This window comes from Roseovarius indicus, assembly GCF_008728195.1.
GTDB classification, from domain to species: domain Bacteria; phylum Pseudomonadota; class Alphaproteobacteria; order Rhodobacterales; family Rhodobacteraceae; genus Roseovarius; species Roseovarius indicus.
This window is the reverse complement of record NZ_CP031598.1, coordinates 1,160,087-1,178,291: the sequence shown is the minus strand read 5'-3', so window position 1 is coordinate 1,178,291 and position 18,205 is coordinate 1,160,087. Positions and strand designations below refer to the sequence as shown.

Annotated in this window: 14 protein-coding genes; 13 read left to right on the top strand and 1 reads right to left on the bottom strand. The window is 63.7% G+C overall.

Going from position 1 to position 18,205, the window contains the following annotated elements:
• The first annotated feature begins 138 nt into the window (after window positions 1–138).
• From RIdsm_RS05515 to RIdsm_RS05500, 4 genes are all read left to right on the top strand, one after another.
• Window positions 139–996 carry a LysR family transcriptional regulator gene (locus RIdsm_RS05515; RefSeq protein WP_057821045.1) on the top strand — a complete coding sequence of 286 codons (858 nt, stop codon included), beginning with the start codon at window positions 139–141 and terminating at the stop codon, window positions 994–996.
• 182 nt (window positions 997–1,178) lie between these two features.
• The gene (locus tag RIdsm_RS05510; protein WP_057821043.1) at window positions 1,179–3,296 is read left to right on the top strand and encodes a 3-hydroxyacyl-CoA dehydrogenase NAD-binding domain-containing protein; all 2,118 of its coding nucleotides are present in this window, start codon (window positions 1,179–1,181) and stop codon (window positions 3,294–3,296) included.
• The gene (locus RIdsm_RS05505) at window positions 3,293–4,477 is read left to right on the top strand and encodes an acetyl-CoA C-acyltransferase (protein WP_074940319.1); all 1,185 of its coding nucleotides are present in this window, start codon (window positions 3,293–3,295) and stop codon (window positions 4,475–4,477) included. The genes RIdsm_RS05510 and RIdsm_RS05505 overlap by 4 nt, the downstream gene beginning before the upstream one ends.
• Before the next feature lie 227 nt (window positions 4,478–4,704).
• Window positions 4,705–6,669, top strand: coding sequence for a flavin-containing monooxygenase (locus RIdsm_RS05500; protein ID WP_057820002.1), 1,965 nt, complete (start codon window positions 4,705–4,707; stop codon window positions 6,667–6,669).
• A 73-nt stretch (window positions 6,670–6,742) separates the two neighbouring features.
• Here the strand turns inward: RIdsm_RS05500 and RIdsm_RS05495 are convergent, their stop codons facing one another.
• A complete protein-coding gene (locus tag RIdsm_RS05495; RefSeq protein WP_057820004.1) occupies window positions 6,743–7,540 on the bottom strand; it encodes a crotonase/enoyl-CoA hydratase family protein in 798 nt (265 codons plus the stop codon).
• Window positions 7,541–7,790: 250 nt separating this feature from the next.
• Between RIdsm_RS05495 and RIdsm_RS05490 the strand changes: the two genes are divergently transcribed.
• The 9 genes from RIdsm_RS05490 (at window position 7,791) to RIdsm_RS05450 (ending at window position 18,200) form a co-directional block, all read left to right on the top strand.
• On the top strand, window positions 7,791–9,353 hold the full coding sequence (locus RIdsm_RS05490; RefSeq protein ID WP_057820006.1) for a class I adenylate-forming enzyme family protein: 1,563 nt from the start codon (window positions 7,791–7,793) through the stop codon (window positions 9,351–9,353).
• Window positions 9,350–10,315 (top strand): SMP-30/gluconolactonase/LRE family protein, encoded by a 966-nt coding sequence (locus RIdsm_RS05485; protein WP_057820008.1) that lies wholly within the window; start codon window positions 9,350–9,352, stop codon window positions 10,313–10,315. Before RIdsm_RS05490 ends, RIdsm_RS05485 begins: the two co-directional genes overlap by 4 nt.
• Before the next feature lie 39 nt (window positions 10,316–10,354).
• On the top strand, window positions 10,355–10,930 hold the full coding sequence (locus tag RIdsm_RS05480; protein WP_057820010.1) for a nuclear transport factor 2 family protein: 576 nt from the start codon (window positions 10,355–10,357) through the stop codon (window positions 10,928–10,930).
• Between the two features lie 138 nt (window positions 10,931–11,068).
• Window positions 11,069–11,686 carry a TetR/AcrR family transcriptional regulator gene (locus tag RIdsm_RS05475; RefSeq protein WP_082647506.1) on the top strand — a complete coding sequence of 206 codons (618 nt, stop codon included), beginning with the start codon at window positions 11,069–11,071 and terminating at the stop codon, window positions 11,684–11,686.
• Between the two features lie 413 nt (window positions 11,687–12,099).
• Window positions 12,100–13,128 (top strand): flavin reductase, encoded by a 1,029-nt coding sequence (locus RIdsm_RS05470; protein ID WP_057820014.1) that lies wholly within the window; start codon window positions 12,100–12,102, stop codon window positions 13,126–13,128.
• A gap of 79 nt (window positions 13,129–13,207) precedes the next feature.
• Window positions 13,208–13,939 carry a cupin domain-containing protein gene (locus RIdsm_RS05465; RefSeq protein WP_143100485.1) on the top strand — a complete coding sequence of 244 codons (732 nt, stop codon included), beginning with the start codon at window positions 13,208–13,210 and terminating at the stop codon, window positions 13,937–13,939.
• 88 nt (window positions 13,940–14,027) lie between these two features.
• Window positions 14,028–15,527: an aldehyde dehydrogenase family protein gene (locus RIdsm_RS05460; protein WP_057820018.1), complete on the top strand. Its 1,500-nt coding sequence runs from the start codon at window positions 14,028–14,030 to the stop codon at window positions 15,525–15,527.
• A 405-nt stretch (window positions 15,528–15,932) separates the two neighbouring features.
• A complete protein-coding gene (locus RIdsm_RS05455; RefSeq protein ID WP_057820019.1) occupies window positions 15,933–16,637 on the top strand; it encodes an IclR family transcriptional regulator in 705 nt (234 codons plus the stop codon).
• Between the two features lie 45 nt (window positions 16,638–16,682).
• The gene (locus RIdsm_RS05450; RefSeq protein WP_057820020.1) at window positions 16,683–18,200 is read left to right on the top strand and encodes an ABC transporter substrate-binding protein; all 1,518 of its coding nucleotides are present in this window, start codon (window positions 16,683–16,685) and stop codon (window positions 18,198–18,200) included.
• Window positions 18,201–18,205: the final 5 nt, after the last annotated feature.

The following is an 18,205-nucleotide window of genomic DNA, read 5'->3' as shown; positions in this document are numbered from 1 at the left end:
CCTTGCGGTCACAACGATGAGTTGAAGTTTCGGGGGCCCCGAAACGGCTTTGCGACCATCCTACATCTGCGCTAATTGATAACAATCGAATGTTTTAATATCCTAAGTCAAAATAACTGAACTAAAACGGGGGGAGGCATGAATATAGAACTGGCAAGGACGTTCCTTGAGGTTGTCGCCGCGGGAAGCCTTGCGGGGGCTGCGGAGCGGCTTCACGTGACCCATTCGACGGTCACGATGCGGATCAAGTCGCTGGAGGATATCCTGCGGCGGAAGGTTCTGAACCGGAACCGGAGCGGCGTGACGATGACGGCCGCCGGGGCGCAGTTTCATCCCTATGCCGAGACGCTGGTGCGGACATGGCAGATGACACGGCGGCAGCTTTCGCTGGCGTCGGGCTACGAGTCGATCCTGTCGGTGGGGGCGGACACGTCGCTTTGGGACGACCTGATGTTCGACTGGGCCTGCCAGACGCGGGAAGAGCGGCCCGAGATCGCGCTGCGGTGTGAATCGGGCACATCTGACCAGCTGATCGAGCGGCTGTTTCACGGATGGCTCGATTTCTGCGTCGTCTACGAGGTGAAATCGCGCGGGGGGTTCGTGTCGGAGCCGCTGTTCAACGACCAGATCATCTATCTGACCTCGGAACAGCGCGAGGTGAAGGGGCACTGGGACCCGGAATATGTCGAGGTGGAATGGGACGAGGGCATTCGCGACCAGATCGTGCGGCACTGGGGTGACGTGGACGAGACGCCGGGGGTCTGGGTGGACAACAAGGCGCTTGGCATCAGGTTCATGGAGCGTTTCGGCGGGTCGATCCTCGTGCCGAAGCGATGTTACGACAAGGGCAATCTGCCGATGAAGCTTTACGAGCTGGAGGGGCAGCCGCTGCTCGATCGGCAGGTGTATATCATGTACCCCGAGGAGTATCGCCGGAACCCGTCGAAGAAGCTCGGGATCGACACGGTGAAGGAAGGTATCCTGGGCCTGTTGTAAGGTCGGGTTCCGGGCGGCGGGGCAAAAACCTACTACCAAGTAAACTCTGTGTACCTTATGGTATAGGAAATCGCGGAGCGCGATTCTGGATGCCATGACGGGTGCGCCGCGGTTGCGTGCGGCCCCGGTGCAGGCCGGAGTTGCCTGCGCAAACTCGGACCGACAGAGGAGACAGCGCCGTCATGGGAGAATTCATTACATCCGAGCCGTGGGCGAAGGACCCGCGTATCCTGCTCATGCATTTCAACAACCCGCCGGTGAACGCGTTCAGCATCGGGGCGCCGAAGGAGATGCTGGAAACGATCCGGCAGGCCGAGGCCGACCCTGCGATCGGGGCGGTTCTTCTGGTGCCGGGCGGCAAGGGGATCATGGGCGGCGCCGATATCCGGGTGCAGGGCATCGCCTGGCCGAAGGGTCAGCCGATTTTGAACGACCTGATCGAGGCCATCGATACCGAGATCGAAAAGCCGGTTGCGATCCTGCACCGGAACGTGGCGCTTGGCGGGGCGATCGAGCTGTCGCTGGCCTGCCGGTACCGGTTCGCCATTCCGGGCACCAAGGTGGGGCAGCCGGAGGCGAAGATCGGCATCCCGCCGGGGGCCGGGGGGACGCAAAGGCTGACCCGGCTGATCGGGGCGGACCGGGCGTTGCCGATCATCGTGTCGGGCGATCCGATCCGGGTGGAAGAGGCCATCGAGTATGGCTGGATCGACGCGATCTTCGACGATGCGACGGCGGTGGACGAGGCCGCGGCGGTGATCGTGAAGGATCTCGACGCAGGCGTCGCGCGCCCGCGCGTGCGGGAGATGGAAGCGACGGTGCAAAACCCCGGCATCTTTGCCGAGGCACGGGAGCGGGCCGCCAAAAGGGCAAGGCATCAGCTGGCGCCGGTGGCCTGTATCGACTGTGTCGAGGCGGCGACGACGATGCCGTTTCACGTGGGCATGGCCTATGAGCGCAAGCGCTACCTGGAATGCGTGACCTCGGACCAGGCGAAGTCGCTCAGGCATTCGTTCTTTGCCGAGCGGGAGGCGCGGAAAATCCCCGGTATCAGCCGGGACATCGAGAAGCGCCAGATCGCGCAGGGCGCGGTGATCGGGGCCGGGACGATGGGCGCCGGGATTGCCATGTGCTTTGCCAATGCGGGCATCCCCGTGCGGCTTTACGAACGGGAAGAGGCGGCGCTGGAGCGAGGGCTTGCGCGGATCAAGTCGCTTTACGAGGGGATGGCGAAGAAGGGCCGGATCAGCGCTGAGGCCGCGGCGGAGCGGACCGGGCTGATTTCGGGGACGCTGGCGATGGAGGACCTGGGCACGGCCGATATCGTGGTCGAGGCCGCGTTCGAGGATATCGACGTGAAGAAGCAGATCTTCGGCACGCTGGGGTCGGTCGCGAAGCCGGGGGCGATATTGGCGACGAATACCTCGTATCTCGACGTGAACGAGATTGCGGCGGCGACGCAGGGGCGCGAGGCCGATGTGCTGGGCATGCACTTCTTCAGCCCCGCGCATATCATGAAGCTGCTGGAGGTGGTGCGGGCCGACAAGACCGCGCCGGAGGTTCTGGCAACCGCGCTGGAGCTGGGCACGAAGCTGGGCAAGACGGCGGTGGTGGCGGGTGTCTGCCACGGGTTCATCGGCAACCGGATGTTCGCCAAGTACAACCGCGAGTCTGAGTTCCTGTTGCAGGAAGGCGCGACGGTCGAGCAGGTCGACAATGCGCTGACGAATTTCGGCATGGCGATGGGCCCCTTCACCGTGCGCGACATGGCCGGGCTGGATATCAGCTGGGCGATGCGGAAATCGACGGCGCATCTGCGCGACCCGAAGGAGCGCTATTCGAAGGTCGGCGATCTGGTCTGTGAAGAGGGGTGGTACGGGCAGAAGAACGGCAAGGGGTTCTATGTCTACGAGGATGGCAAGCGGCTGCCCAATCCCGACCTCGAGGCGATCATCGACGCGTCGGCCAAGGAGGCGGGGATCACGCGGGGCACGGTGAGTGATGAGATGATCATCGAGCGCTGTATCTATGCGCTGATCAACGAGGCGGCGAAGATCCTCGAAGAGGGTGTGGCGCTGCGGTCGAGCGACATCGACCTGACCTACATGAACGGCTATGGGTTTCCGCGCTGGCGGGGCGGGCCGCTGTTCTGGGCCGACACGATCGGGCCGCGCCGGGTTCTTGGCGGGATCAACTATTTCAACACAATCCACGATTTCTGGGAGCCGGCGCAGTTGCTTGTGCGGATGGCGGCCGAGGGCGGCACGTTCGCCGAATGGGACAAGGAGAATGCACAATGACCAGAGATGCCGTTATCGTATCGACCGCGCGGACGCCGATCGGCAAGGCCTTTCGGGGGGCGTTCAACGCGACGCATCCGCAGGTGATGGGCAGCCACGTGGTGAAGCACGCCGTGGAGCGCGCCGGGATCGAGCCGGGGGAGATTGAGGACGTGGTCTTTGGCTGTGGCGTGGCCGAGGGGCCGGCGGGGTTCAACATCGCGCGGGCCTCGGCCATTCGGGCCGGGGTTCCGGTGACGGCGGGGGGCATGGTTGTGTCGCGGCATTGCGCCTCCGGTTTGCAGGCGATTGCCGTAGCCGCAAGGATGGTGGCGATGGAGGGCACGGGGCCGATCGTGGCGGGCGGGATCGAGCATGTCTCGCTGGTGACGCATAACCGCCGCCAGGGCTTCAAGGACGAGCCCTGGATGATGGCCAACAAGCCCGACCTTTTCATGCCGATGATCGACACCGCCGACGTGGTGGCCGCGCGCTATGGCGTCAGCCGCGAGGCGCAGGATGAGTATTCGTTGCAGAGCCAGCAGCGCACCGCGGCGGCGCAGGAGGCAGGCCGGTTCGATGACGAGATCGTGCCGCTGACCACGGTGAAGGACGTCAAGAACAAGGAGACCGGCGAGGTCACGCAGGAAGAGGTGACGCTGGCGCAGGACGAGGGCAACCGGCCGTCGACCACGCTGGAGGGTCTGGCCAAGCTGGCGCCGGTGATGGGGCCGGAGAAGTTCATCACGGCGGGCAATGCGAGCCAGCTGTCGGACGGGGCATCGGCCTGCGTGGTGATGGATCGGGCCGAGGCGGAAAGGCGCGGGCTGGAGCCGCTGGGGGTCTATCGCGGGATGGCCGTGGCGGGGCTGGAGCCTGACGAGATGGGGATCGGGCCGGTCTATGCCATTCCGCGGCTGCTGGAGCGGCACGGGCTGTCGGTCGACGATATCGGGCTTTGGGAGTTGAACGAAGCGTTTGCCGTGCAGGTGATCTATTGCCGCGACAAGCTGGGTATCCCGGATGACCGTCTGAACGTCGACGGCGGTTCGATCGCCGTGGGGCACCCGTTCGGAATGACGGGGGCGCGGCTGACCGGGCATGCGCTGATCGAGGGGCGGCGCCGCGGCGTGAAATACGCGGTCGTGACGATGTGCGTGGGCGGCGGCCAAGGCGCCGCGGCGCTGTTCGAGATCTGCTGAACAAGGATCGGGAACGCGGGGGCGTAAAGGCCTGAAATAAGGGCAAAACCCGCGTTCCCTTCTGGCGTTTCGCCGCAGGCGGGAGAGACCTCTTGCCAAAATCTACTCACTAGTATATTTTTTTACCAATAGGTACGGAGCGGGCGGATTCCCCTGCCCTGCCCCATCCCCGGAGCGGCATCAGATGGCCTGCTCCCTTTCACGACAGACGACATGGCAGGATTGACATGACCGACACAGTTGAGACCGCAAAACCCATCGATCCCTCGAAGCTTGAAAAGGCGCTGGCCTCGGCCGACCTTCGCGTTCTTCTGATGGTGATGTTCCACATGACCGGTGACAGGACATGGCTTGAAGAGCCCTATCTGCCCAAGCGCGACGTCGCCCTGATCCCCGACCGGAATGCCGGGTTCGACGAGGTGACCCAGGCCGAGATCCGCGCCGCGGCGCTGGATATCCTGACGGGCACGCAGGCCCCCGCCGTCCGGGACCCGGGCGACGACCTGATGCACGAGATGATGAGCAAGTGCCTGGGCGAACGGAAGATCGAGCCGGGCTATGCGACGATGATGCGCGAGGAGGTCGGGTTCGCCTCGCGCTTCGCGAAGTGGACCGACGCGGCCGTCGCGAAGGAAAAGGCGGCGGACCGCGAGATGCTGGTCGGCATTGTCGGGGCCGGTACCGCGGGCATCATCCTGGCCAACCACCTGGAGCGGCTGGGGGTCGATTACGTCATATTCGACAAGGCCGACGAGGTTGGCGGGACGTGGCACGTGCACCGGTATCCGGGCTGCGCGGTGGATACGCCGAACCATGCCTATTCCTTCTCGTTCGGGTCGCGCTATCGCTGGACGCGGTATTTCTCGCCGCGCGAGCAGCTTGAGGATTACGTCATTGGCATCGCCAAGGAGACCGGCGTTTGGGACAAGGTCCGGCTGAACACCACGGTCGAGGCCGTGACATGGGACGAGACGCGCAAGAAGTGGGATATCACGGTGTCCTCGAAGGGGGAGCGCGAGACCGTCGCGGTCGACGTGTTCGTCAGCGGCGTGGGCCAGCTCAACGATCCGATGCAGGTGCATTTCAAGGGCGAGGAGAGCTTCAAGGGCGAGATCTTCCACCCGATCGACTGGCCGGATGACCTGGATATATCGGGCAAGAAGGTTGCGGTGGTCGGCACCGGCGCCTCGGCCATGCAGATCGTTCCGGCAATCGTCGACGAGGTGGAGGAGCTGCAGGTCTACCAGCGGACGCCGCAATGGGCGCGGCCCATTCCGCGGTTCCATGATCCGATCGGCGAAGACCAGCAATGGCTGCTAGATACCGTGCCGTTCTATGCGGACTGGTTCCGCCTGACGATGCTGTGGCGTTATGGCGACGGGCTGCACCCGACGCTTCGGAAGGATCCGAACTGGCCGACACCGACGCGGTCGGTCAACAAGATCAACGAGCGGCACCGGGTCGAGATGGAGGATTATATCAAGTCGGAGCTGGCCGACCGGCCGGACCTGATCGAGAAGTGCATTCCGGATTATCCGCCCTATGGCAAGCGCATCCTGCTGGATGCCGGCTGGTTCAAGGCGATCAAGAAACCGAACGCCGAACTGGTGACGGAAGGGATCGACCATATCAAGGAAAACGCGATCGTCACCAAGGACGGCGAGCGCCGCGAGGCCGATATCATCGTCGTGTCCACCGGCTATCGCATCAACCGGATGACCGCGCGGCTCAACGTGACGGGCCGGGACGGCGTGAAGCTGGAGGATGTCTGGGGCGAGGACGACCCGAAGGCGTACAAGAGCATCACCGTTCCGGGGTTTCCCAACATGTTCGTGGTCTACGGGCCCAATACCGGGCTTGCGCATGGCGGCAGTTCGATCTTCATGAACGAATGCGGCGGGCGGTACATCGCCAATTTCATCGTGCGGATGGTCGAGGACGATCTGCAGGTGGTGGAAGCGACGCAGGAGGCGACCGACGAGTACACCGCGCGGGTCGATGCCGAGCACGAGTCGCTGGTGTGGTCTGCGGAGGGTCTGAACAGCTATTACCGCAACAAGCACGGTCGGGTAACGTCGGCCTGCCCCTGGCGGCTGATCGATTACTGGTCGATGACGCGGGAGGCGGACCCGGAGGTTTACAGGACGGAGAAGCTGGAAAGCGCGCCGGAGAAGGCGACAGCGACCGGCTGACCGGACTGGAAAGAGAGCGTTCGGAACGCTCGGACGCGGCCGCCGACCCTCCCTTCGGCGGCCGCTTTTTCGTTCAGGACTTGAAGACCGGCTTGCGCTTTTCGAAGAAGGCGTTGAGCGCTTCCTGGTTGTCCTCGGTCGCGTTGGCGAGCGCCTGCATGGAGGCCGCGAGTTCGAGCTCCTCGTTGAGCGAGGCGGTCTGGGCCGTCTTCAGCAGGCGCTTGGCCATGCGGACGGCGTAGTTCGGGTTGGCGGAGATACGCTTGGCCAGTTCGGTGGCGGCGGCGAGGAGGTCTTCATCCTCGACTACTTTCGAGACGAGGCCGCAGGCAAGCGCTTCCTCGGCCGAGATCGCGTCGCCGGTGAGGATCATCTCGGCGGCCTTGGAGTAGCCCACCGCGCGGGACAGGAGGCCAGAGCCGCCATCGCCGGGGATGATGCCGATCTTGACGAAGCTTTCGGCGAATTTCGCGCTCTTCGCGGCGATCCGGATGTCGCACATCAGGGAAAGGTCGCAGCCTGCGCCGATGGCCGGGCCGTTGACCGCGGCGATGATGGGGATTTCGAGCGCCTCGAAGGCCACCGGCAGGCGCAGGATGCCGCGCTTGTAGTTGACCCGCGTCTTGTGGGATTCGTGGTCGACCAGCCCCTCGCCCGGGTACATTTTCTTCAGGTTGCCGCCGGACGAAAAGACCGTGCCGTTCCCGGTCAGGATAGCGACGCGGGCGTCGGGCTCGTTGTCGGCCCTGTGCAGCGCCTCGAGCACCGCCTCGACCATCTCGATCTCGGAGATCGGGTTGCGCTTGTCAGGCATGTTGAGGGTTATCGTAACGATCCCGTCGTTGTTTTCGTACAGCACGATATCCGACATTCATTTCTCCTCGGTTTTTCAAGAAATCAGCTCAAAACAAGGTCGCCGGCCGCCTGTCAGTGCCATCTGACGGCGCCCGCCGACCGCGGAGCACTCCACCCCGTTGTTGACATGGCAGTACGCCCTTGTCGAAATTATACTAGTAGGTATACTGTGGCTACTGCAAGGTATTTGCCGAGCGCGCGACGGTAAAATTGCGGCCGCAGGAGGTTTGTCGCGCGGATCGGCCACGTTCAGGGGGGAGCCGTGAATGGAGCGTAAAACGCTGGAGGAGAGCAAGAAATGGCTGGAGGCCTGTGTCGCCCCGCACATGGGGGGCAGCCTGCCCGGCTTCTTTCGGGCGCGGGTGGTGGAGCCGGAGAAGACGGCGCTGATCCACCGCGACCGGAGCTATACGTATGCCCAGCTGCATGACGCCATCGATGCGACGGCGCAGGCGCTGATTGCCGACCTGGGGGTGAGCCCCGGTGATCGGGTCGTGATGAACCTCGACAACAGCGATTACACGATGATCCTGTATTTCGCGATCCAGCGGGCGGGCGCGGTTTCGGTGCCGATCAACCCGAAACTGACCAAGCGGGAGGTGGCCCACGTGCTGGGAGATTGCACGCCCAGCGCCTATGTGTGCGATCCGTCGAACCTGCCGATCATCGAGAGCTTGACGGGCGACTACCCGGTGAAGGTCGCGGAGATCGGAGAGGTCATCCGCACGCAGGTGGGCGATGTGCCGCTGCCGGAGGTGACATCGGACATGGATGCGACGATCTTTTATACGTCGGGCACGACCGGAGCACCGAAGGGCGTGGTGCATACGCATGAAACCTTCATTTACAACGCTTTCCAGAGCTCGGCCGGGTGGCAGTATGCCTTTCCGTGCAGCCAGCTCGACATGATCCCGATGTTCCACGTCGCCTCTCACGGGTGGTTCTATCCGTTGCTGGCGTTCAACGGGACGCTGGTGGTCGACACCTACAGCACCGAGCGGTGTTTCGAACTGATCGACAAGCACAAGATCGAGGGGCTGAACGCGGTGCCGGCGACGCTCTTGATGATGGTGAATTCGGATCTGCGGGACCGGTATGACACCACGTCGGTGACCAATGTCCGGTTCGGCGCGTCGCCGATGCCGCCGGAGAAGCTGCGGGCCGTTCAGGAGCTGTTCCCGAACGCGCAGCTTCTGCATGGCATGGGGCAGACCGAGTCGGGCGGTACGATCAGCGTGCTCCCGCCCGAGCTGGCCTATGAGAAGAACGGCAGCACGGGCTTTCCCATTCCGGGGTTCGAGGTTCGGATCGTGGATGACCGGGGACAGGAGGTGCCGACCGGCGCGCATGGCGAGGTGCTCGCGCGCGGGGCGGCGGTGATGTCGCGGTATTTCAACCGGCCCGAGGCCACCGAGGAGACGCTGGCCGGGGGCTGGCTGCATACCGGGGATCTTGGGTATCTCGACGAGGACGGCTGCATCTATCTCGTCGACCGGAAGAAGGACATGATCATTAGGGGCGGCGAGAACGTCTATTCCGTCGAGATCGAGAACGTTCTCATCACCCATCCCTCGATCGACTCCTGTGCCGTGATCGGCGTGCCGGACACGGTGCTGGGCGAGAAGATATGCGGGATCGTCGTGACGCGTGGCACGGTTCCGGACGACCTGATCGGCGAGTTGAAGGATCTGTGCCGCCGGGAGCTGGCGGGGTTCAAGGTGCCTGAACTGTGGGAGGTCATCGACGAGTTGCCGCGGACGGCCACAGGCAAGATTCAGAAGGCGCCGCTGCGTGCGAGCTTCCTCGACCGCCAGAAGGAAACGCAATGACCGAGGCCGCAACCGGTGAGGCGGGGTTCGATCCGGCCGGCTTCAGGCTGACGCAGGGGGATTTCACCTTTCTCGGCGAGGATATCCAGCGACCCGAATGCGTGGTGGCGCTGTCGGACGGCAGTATTCTGGCCTCTGACTGCCATGCCGTGGTTGCACGCATCGGGGCGGACGGCCGACAGGAGCGGGTTGGCGACGGGGTGGAGTTGCCCAACACCTTTGCACTGGACGGGGAGGGCAACCTGTTCGTGACCGACCTAGAGCGGCGGACGGTGGTGAAATGCGATGAGGCCGGGGCTTCCGTGGTGTTGGATGCGTTCGAGGGCGGGCCGATCGGGGCGGTGAACTATATTCTGGGTGGCGAGGCCCCGGGGGAGTTCTGGCTGACGGTCTCGACGCAGTTGCCCAACCTTTGGGATGCGATCAGCGAGCCGCGACCCGACGGGCGGATCTTGCGGCTCGAGGGCGGGAATGCGCGGCTTGTGGCGGACGGGCTGTATTTCCCCAACGCGATGCAGATCAACACCGAAACGCGGGAGCTTTACGTCGCCGAAACGACCGCCGGGGCCGTGGCCCGGGCGAAGATCAACGAGGACGGAACGCTTGGCCCGATGGAGCGGTTCGGGCCGGAGCCTGTTTACGAGGGGGCTTTCCTTGACGGGCTGGCGATCGACGTGGACGGGAATGTCTGGCTGACCGAGCTGGCCCGGAACGCCATTCTGGTGATCGACCCGGCCGGGCACATGCACACGGTCTTCGAGGACCCGGAGGGAGAGACGCTGAAGAAGCCCACCGACCTGGCGTTTGGCGGGCCGGACGGGCGGACGGTGTTCGTGGGGTCGCTGAAGATGAAGACGATACCGAGGTTCCGGGCGCCCGTCGCCGGGATGCCGCAATGGCATCAGCGCCGGCAGGTGACCCTGAACACGGGTATCGAACGGAGCGAGATGACCGGGGGGTGAGCCCGCCCGACAGTGACACAGGCTAGAGGAGGTTTCATCATGGCCAACGACAATTATTCGCCCCAGAGGCTGGCCGATCGGGCCGAGATCTACGACGTGATGTGCCGCTATTGCCGGGGCGTCGACCGGCTGGATTTCGAGACCCTGCGCAGCGCCTACCACGAAGACGCCATCGACAATCACGGCCCTTACAACGGGACCGCCGAGGGGTTTTATGACTGGGTGCGCAACCGGCACAAGACGATCCCGTTCTCGCAGCATCTTCTTGGCAACATGCTGATCGAGTTCTCGGGGCCCGACGACGCGGTGGTGGAAACCTACAACATCACCTTCCAGCGCTACCCGGCCGACGCGCGGCCGAGCCTCGAGGCGCTGCTGGGGGACGTGCCGGGCGACAAGGATACGGCGGTCGACCTGATCGTGAATGCCCGCTATGTCGACCACGTGACCCGGCGCAACGGGGAATGGCGCATCCAGACGCGGAACGTCGCGCTCGATTCGACCAACATGATCGAAGTGCCGAAGGCCGGGTTCGTGACGGTGGACGACCAGATCCGCGGACAGCGCGACGGCGGCGACATCCTTTACACGTTGCGCGCGCAGCTTGGTTTGTGAGCGATGCCGACATTCTGAGCACAAGGCGCCCTGCCCCGGCGTCACACCCGGGGCCCGGCGCAACGTGGCGGGTTTTCAAATACGCCCCGGGCGATCTATTTTGAGGGAAGGACGGGGTACACCGTCCGATTTGAAGGAATGAAGGATCCAGCGGGCATGAGGGACGAGCTTCGGGAGTACAAGCGCTCGAGAATTATCGAGGAAGCGTCGACGCTTTTCTACGCGCGGGGGTACGAGGCGACGAGCGTCGACCTGATCGCCGAGGGGCTCGGGGTGACGAAACCGTTCGTCTACAGCTATTTCAAGAACAAGGGCGCGATCCTTCAGGCGATCTATGAACGGCAGGCGGCGCGGCTGCTGGATGCGCTGCAGGAAGCCAAGAAGACCGCCGGACCGCCCGAGCAGCGGCTGAGAGGGTTCGTCAGGCTGTTCGTCGAGGACAACATCACGCACCAGGTGTCGAGCGGGGTTTTCCTTCAGGAGGAAAAGCACCTGTCGGAGGACGCGCAGGAGCGGATCCGGAAGATCCAGCGGGAATTCGACAGCCTGCTGGCGGAGTTGATCCAGGAAGGGATCGACGCGGGCGTGTTTCACGTGGCCGATGCCAAGATCGCGTCGTTGTGCATCAGTGGCATGGTGCGGTGGGTGCATCGCTGGTACCGCGCCGACGGGCGGCTGACGGCCGACGAGGTATGCGACCGGATGGCGGATGCGGCGCTGAACCTGGTGTGCTTCCGGAACGGGGCCGCGGCCTGACTTTCCAGGGCGTGCGCCCTGTCTTTTTCCGCTTCGGGAGCGAGCCGGATACCGGCCGTTCGGTGCGTGACAACGGCCGAGCAAGCAGGCACGCGACGGCTGCACTTATGTCAATTTTCCTAAATTAAAGTCGATAACCATTCAATTGTATGAACACAACGTTGTGCTAGTCTTGGCCTTGCTGCGTCATGTTGCCGCTCTGAAACGCCGGGGCTGACGCACGCGGGAGAAACATCCGTCCGCCGGAGACCTGGAACAGGTCTCATGCAGGCGGGCGATGCGAACAGGATCAAAAAGGCCCTCGGGAGGTCCGGCGCTACGACGCAACGCGCTCAGGCACGTGCCGCCCGGCACAGTTGCCAGTGCCCCCTTTCGTCGCCGTTGAAAGGCTCAAATCGTTCGAGATGCTTACTATGGCTGAACCGTGGATCAGAACCGACGAGTGCGACGCACGTGAGTTCCGCAACACGCTGGGGTCATTCCTGACCGGCGTGACGGTGGTTGCGACCTATGACGCGAATGGCGCGGGCAGCGCGTTCACGGCAAACTCTTTCACCTCGGTGTCGCTGGACCCGCCGCTGATCCTTGTCTGTCTCGGGAAGAGCTATACGAGCATCGACAATTTCCTCAATTGCGAGAAGTTCTCGGTGAGTTTCCTTGGCGAGCCGCAGCGCGACCTGTCGAGCGCGTTTGCCTCGCGTGACCCCGAGGTGAAAGGGCCCGCCATCGCCAGCCTCGTGGGGGACGACTGCCCTTACGTGGAGGGCAGCCTGACCGTGCTGATCTGCGAGCGGCACAACGTGGTCGATGCCGGGGATCACATCATTCTTATCGGCCGGGTCGAGCGGTTCACAGCCGGAGAAAGCCAGCCGCTGGGGTTCTATCGGGGGGCCTATGTCGGGATCGGGCCGGATGTGCGGGAGATCGAGCAACTGCGCGACCCGCTGATCGTCGGCGGGATCCTGTCGCATGGCGGCAAGGTGCTTCTGTGCCGGCAGCCCGGGTCGGAGACGTGGGACGTTCCGTCGACCAAGCTGGCGTCGGGCGAACGCCACGGCGCGGCACTGCACAGGCGGTTCCGGGAGTTGGACGTCGAGATCGGCGCATCGGTGCCCTATTCGCTGTTCCAGGAGCCGGGCGAGAAATCGACCACGTTCTATTTCTGGGTTCAGACCGAGGACGAGCCGGAGACCGGCACGGTCGGCGAGGCCGAAAGCGCGCTGTTCGACGCAGAGGACGAGCCCTGGACGCTTGTTCATGGCGAGCTGAAGCAGGCCATGATCAAGCGGTTCTTCGATGAAATGGCGATCGGCCGTTTCGGTGTCTACTTCGACATGATGGAGGACGGCGGTGTCGTCGCCCTCGGGGACAAGCTGCATTCCTGGCAGGACTGGAACGCATCGACGCTGAGCGCGCAGAAGAAGCCCCGCTCGGGCGGTTAGACCCCGTGCCGGCGTGCACGGGGAAACAGAGAAACCATCACACGAGGTTAGAAAAGTGAACGTTACCAAGATCACACGCATGGAACCCGACGGCCCCGGCGGCAAGGGCCTCGACGCGTGGCCGAAGCTGCCGCCCGAGGTCGTGGACGAGGGCGACCCGGTTCAGACCGGCTACAAGTATTACGAGGATGATGTGACCGGCCTGCGGGTGGGGATCTGGAACTGCACCGAGTTCAAGTCGAAGATGGAGCCGCACGCGGTTCACGAGTTCATGCACTTGATTTCCGGCACGGTCACCATCGTGCATGGCGACGGCTCGACCCTGACGGCGACGGCGGGTGAGCAGTTCTTCATTCCGAAAGGCACGATGCGGCAATGGACGCAGTCGGGCGAGGTGCGCAAGTACTTCATGATCTTCCCCGACCCGTCGGGCGCCGAGGCGGACGACCCTGACAGCCTGCGGGCCTTCAAGATCGACCAGTCGGAGGAGATGCAGAGCATTCCGGTGCCGGGCGAGCTGGAGATCATCGGTGAGACACCCGAGTGGAAGGCGAAGAAGATCTTCGAGGATCCGACCGGGCAGTACACGTTCGGCCTTTGGCAAGCGACGCCATTCGAGATGAAACCGGCGCCGATCGACCATGCCGAGCTGATGCTGCCGTTCGAGGGCACCATGACCCTGAAGGGCGACGGCGAGACACACACCTTCGCCCCAGGCGAGGCCGCTTTCGTGCCCAAGGGCGCCGAGTGCGTATGGGCCAGCACGGACAAGGTCACGAAGGTCTTCTGTTCGTTCAGACCGAAGGCCTGACGGGGTGAACACATAACCCGCCGCGCCCGCAGGAGGGCGGGTGCGGCGGGAGCCATCAAGGCGCAATCGAGAAAAAGAGGAGGAGAACATGAACGTCATCATCAACAAGCAGGATCTTTTCCCTGCCAATACGAGCTTTCTTGCCAAGGAGCACAAGCTGTTCATCGGCGGCAAGTGGGTCGAGTCGAAAGCCGGCAAGAGCATTCCGGTCGAGGACCCGGCGACGCAGGAGGTCGTGACCCATGTGCCGGCGGGTGAAAAGGAGGATATCGACGCGGCCGTCAAGGCGGCGCGCAAGGCGTTCGAGGAAGGCGCGTGGCCGAACCTGACGTCGCTGGAGCGCAGCAAGATGATCTGGCGGCTGGGCGACCTGCTCGAGAAGCACGCCGACGAGCTGGCCCAGCTGGAAGTGATCGACACCGGCAAGCCGCTGGCCTTTGCGCAGACGGTCGACATTCCCTTTGCCACCAGCATGTTCCACTACATGTCAGGCTGGCCCACGCGCCTGTGCGGCGAGCAGATCCCGGTGACGACGCCGGGTGACTGGCATGTCTATTCCACCCGCGAGCCCGTGGGTGTGGCCGGCGCCATCATCCCGTGGAACTTCCCGCTGAACATGCTGTCGTGGAAGGTGGCCCCTGCCCTTGCGGCCGGGTGTACCGTGGTGCTGAAGCCCGCCGAGCAGACGCCGCTGACGGCGCTGCGCTTTGCCGAGCTGGCGCAGGAGGCCGGGTTCCCAGATGGCGTGATCAATATCGTGACCGGGTATGGCGAGACCGCCGGCGCCGCGCTGGCCGAGCACGAGGATGTCGACAAGATCGCCTTCACCGGCTCGACGGAGGTCGGCAAGATGATCGCGCGGGCCGCAACCGGCAACCTGAAGCGGGTGTCGCTGGAGCTTGGCGGGAAGTCCCCGGCCATCGTGCTGCCGGATGCCGACCTGCAGATGGCGATCGAAGGGACCGCGAACGCGATCTTCTTCAACCAGGGGCAGGTGTGCACCGCGGCTTCGCGGCTTTACGCCCACAAGGACATCTATGACCAGGTGGTCGAGGGCGTGGCCAAGATCGCCGACTCGCTGACCCTTGGGCACGGGCTGGACCCGAATGTGAACCACGGGCCGCTGATCTCTCAAAGCCATCGGGAACGGGTGGCGTCCTATGTCGAAATCGGTCGGGAAGAAGGCGCCGACGTGGTGACCGGGGGTAAGACCGTGGGCAACCAGGGCCACTTCATGGCCCCAACGGTCCTGGCGCGGACGAGCCCGGACATGCGGGTCGTGCGCGAGGAGATCTTCGGCCCGGTCGTCTGCGTGCAGGCGTTCGACGATGACGATCTCGACAAGATCGCGAAAATCGCCAACGACACGGAGTATGGTCTGGCGGCCAGTGTCTGGACCCAGAACCTGAGCAAGGCGCATCTGCTGGCCCGGAAGATCAAGGCGGGCACGGTGTCGATCAACGTGCACAACTTTGCCGACGCGACCGCGCCATTCGGCGGCTACAAGAAGTCCGGTTGGGGCCGCGAGATGGGCCGCGAGGTGATGGACGCCTATACCGAGACCAAGACCATCGCAGCGATGCTGTGATACAAGATACGTCCGTGCCCTCGACCTGGGGCACGGACCCCTTTGCCAGGATAGCGAAACGTCGAAGCGTTTCGGACGGGTGAGCCACTGACGGCTCGGGCGGCCCCGACGGGAAAATCGCCGATCTTTTTCTTCACATCACAAGGACATGGCCTGCGCGGGATTGCGGGGTCGTGCGCCGTTTGACGGTTGGCCAGGCACATGGGGCGCGTTGCGCGGCATGGTGCCTTTGCGTCCACGGTAGATCGTCGAACTGCCGGGCACGGCCACCTTGGCCGCGCCAGGTTGACAGAATCGTGACAGCGTGGAATCATCCTTTTATCGGTTATTGTGTCCGATAATCGGACATACGTCAAGCCAGAGGGTGCCGTGAGCTCGGAAATCAGCCTTTCAGCCAGCAAGGCCATGACGATTTTCACCTTGATGTGCGAACGCGGAGAGCCCGTTTCGATTGCCGAGATCGTGCGGGGCACCGGCTATCCGCGGACCGTGGTCAACCGGATGATGGCGACGCTGGTGCATCATTTCTTCATCGAACGGCAGGAGCATACGGGCCTCTACACCGTGGACCCGCGGGCGCTGCACCTCGTCAACAAGGCGCTGAGCAGTGACCCGTTGCTGAACCGGGTCGACCTGATCATGCGGCATATCGCGAACCGCACCACCGACAACGCGCTGTTCATGATCAAGCGCGACCAGCACGCGCTGGTGATCCGGCGGGCCGAGGGTATTTCGCATATCAAGGTCTATGGCTCGCAGGTGGGCATGAACCTGCCGCTGCATTGCGGTGGGGCGCCGCTGGTTCTGTTGGCGTTTTCCGACCAGGCGTTCATCGACGACTATCTCAGCCGCCCGCTGGAGAAGCGGACGCCGCATACATGCACCGACCCGGGCAAGATCCGCGAGCTTCTGGGGCAGATCCGGGCGCAGGGCTATGCCGTCAGCCAGGAGGATCTTTTCGAATATGTCGTCGCGGTGGGCGCGCCCGTTTTCGACGACCGGAACAGGCTTTCCGGGGCGATCAGCGTGGGGAACATCACCCAGCGCTATCCCCCTGAAAGAATAGAAGAAGTCAGAGACATCCTGATCGAGGAGATCGGGCGCTACTGACCGAAGGAAAATCCAACCAAAGCAACCATGACAGGGAGACTAGGAATGCACTTCAAGCTTCTGCTTTCGGCTGCGCTCGCGGCCGGACTTCAGGCCGCCCCCGCGCTGGCCCAGCAATCGGAAAACACGCTGCGCTGGACGAGCACCGCGCCGCTGACGACGATCGACCCCTATTTCAACTATCACCGCGAGGCGATGCTGCTGAACGGGCAGCTTGTCTGGGACACGCTGGTCTACAAGACCTCGGAAGGCGATTACCTGCCGCTTCTGGCGACGGAGTGGCAATGGGTCGACGACAAGACGCTCGAGTTCAAGCTGCGGGATGACGTGCAGTGGCATGACGGCGAGCCGTTCACGATCGACGATGCGATCTACACGTTCAACTACATCTCGAACCCCGAGAACGGCGTGAACGTGCAGAGCAACGTCAACTGGATCGACAGCGCCGAGGCGGTCGACGAGACCACGCTGCGGCTGAACCTGAAGAAGCCGTTCCCGGCGGCGATGGAGTATATCTCGACGCTGCACGCGATCTTGCCGGAAGGGTTCTTTGGCGATACCGGCCAGGCGGGTGCGAACGGGCGTCTTGTGGGCACAGGCCCTTACGAGCTGGCCGAGTTCGTTCAGGGCGACCGCATTCGCGTGGAAGCGTTCGACGGGTATTTCGCGGACAGCCCCAAGGGGATGCCGACGTTTGACGCCGTGGTGTACCGGACCATTCCGGATGTCTCGACCCAGATTGCCGAGCTGCTGAGTGGCGGGGTCGACTGGATCTGGCGCGTGCCGCCGGACCAGGCGGAACCGATGTCGGGTGTGCCGGGGATCACCGTGTCGGCCGACGAGACCATGCGGATCAGCTTCCTTTCCATGAACCTGCGGGACATGGACGGCGGCAACCCGATGCAGGACATGAAGGTGCGCGAGGCCGTGGCCTGGGCCATCGACCGGCAGACCATTGTCGACCAGGTGATCGGCGAGGGCTCCACGGTCATCAACTCGCCCTGTTTCCGGACGCAGTTCGGCTGTATCGAGGATGCGACGGATATCGGGTTTGACCCCGAGAAGGCCAAGGCGCTTCTGGCCGAGGCCGGCTATGAAGACGGGATGGAGGTGCGCATGACCTCGTACCGCAGCCGGGAATGGACCGAGGCCGTGGCTGGCTACCTGGCCAATGTGGGCATCGACGTGAGCGCCAGCGTGCTGGATTACGCCAATGCCCGCGAGCGGGTGGTCAACAACCAGGTCAACATGATGCTGGGCGACTGGGGGTCTTACGGGGTCAACGACGTCTCGGCGCTGCTGAACAACTTCTTCACCCTGTCCGAGGACGACATGGCGCAGGATGAAGCGGTGGCCGAAGCGTTGAAGACCGCGGCGGAGACCGCCGATCCGGACGCCCGGATGGAGCAGTACCAGTTCGCGGTGAACGAGATTGCGGACAAGCTCTACTGGTACCCGATGTGGACGCACCCGACGATCTATGCCTACAGCTCGGAGCTGGAGTTCGAGAGCCATCCGGACGAGAACCCGCGCTTCTTCATGGCGAAATGGGCCGACGAGTAAGGCAA

Bases quoted from the DNA above. Each gene is read 5' to 3' on its own strand.
- RIdsm_RS05495 (WP_057820004.1), bottom strand. From the start codon at position 7,540: ATGTCGGATATCGTGCTGTACGAAAACAACGACGGGATCGTTACGATA.
- RIdsm_RS05505 (WP_074940319.1), top strand. From the start codon at position 3,293: ATGACCAGAGATGCCGTTATCGTATCGACCGCGCGGACGCCGATCGGC.
- RIdsm_RS05510 (WP_057821043.1), top strand. From the start codon at position 1,179: ATGGGAGAATTCATTACATCCGAGCCGTGGGCGAAGGACCCGCGTATC.
- RIdsm_RS05500 (WP_057820002.1), top strand. From the start codon at position 4,705: ATGACCGACACAGTTGAGACCGCAAAACCCATCGATCCCTCGAAGCTT.
- RIdsm_RS05450 (WP_057820020.1), top strand. From the start codon at position 16,683: ATGCACTTCAAGCTTCTGCTTTCGGCTGCGCTCGCGGCCGGACTTCAG.
- RIdsm_RS05480 (WP_057820010.1), top strand. From the start codon at position 10,355: ATGGCCAACGACAATTATTCGCCCCAGAGGCTGGCCGATCGGGCCGAG.
- RIdsm_RS05515 (WP_057821045.1), top strand. From the start codon at position 139: ATGAATATAGAACTGGCAAGGACGTTCCTTGAGGTTGTCGCCGCGGGA.
- RIdsm_RS05455 (WP_057820019.1), top strand. From the start codon at position 15,933: ATGACGATTTTCACCTTGATGTGCGAACGCGGAGAGCCCGTTTCGATT.
- RIdsm_RS05470 (WP_057820014.1), top strand. From the start codon at position 12,100: ATGGCTGAACCGTGGATCAGAACCGACGAGTGCGACGCACGTGAGTTC.
- RIdsm_RS05465 (WP_143100485.1), top strand. From the start codon at position 13,208: ATGGAACCCGACGGCCCCGGCGGCAAGGGCCTCGACGCGTGGCCGAAG.
- RIdsm_RS05485 (WP_057820008.1), top strand. From the start codon at position 9,350: ATGACCGAGGCCGCAACCGGTGAGGCGGGGTTCGATCCGGCCGGCTTC.
- RIdsm_RS05475 (WP_082647506.1), top strand. From the start codon at position 11,069: ATGAAGGATCCAGCGGGCATGAGGGACGAGCTTCGGGAGTACAAGCGC.
- RIdsm_RS05490 (WP_057820006.1), top strand. From the start codon at position 7,791: ATGGAGCGTAAAACGCTGGAGGAGAGCAAGAAATGGCTGGAGGCCTGT.
- RIdsm_RS05460 (WP_057820018.1), top strand. From the start codon at position 14,028: ATGAACGTCATCATCAACAAGCAGGATCTTTTCCCTGCCAATACGAGC.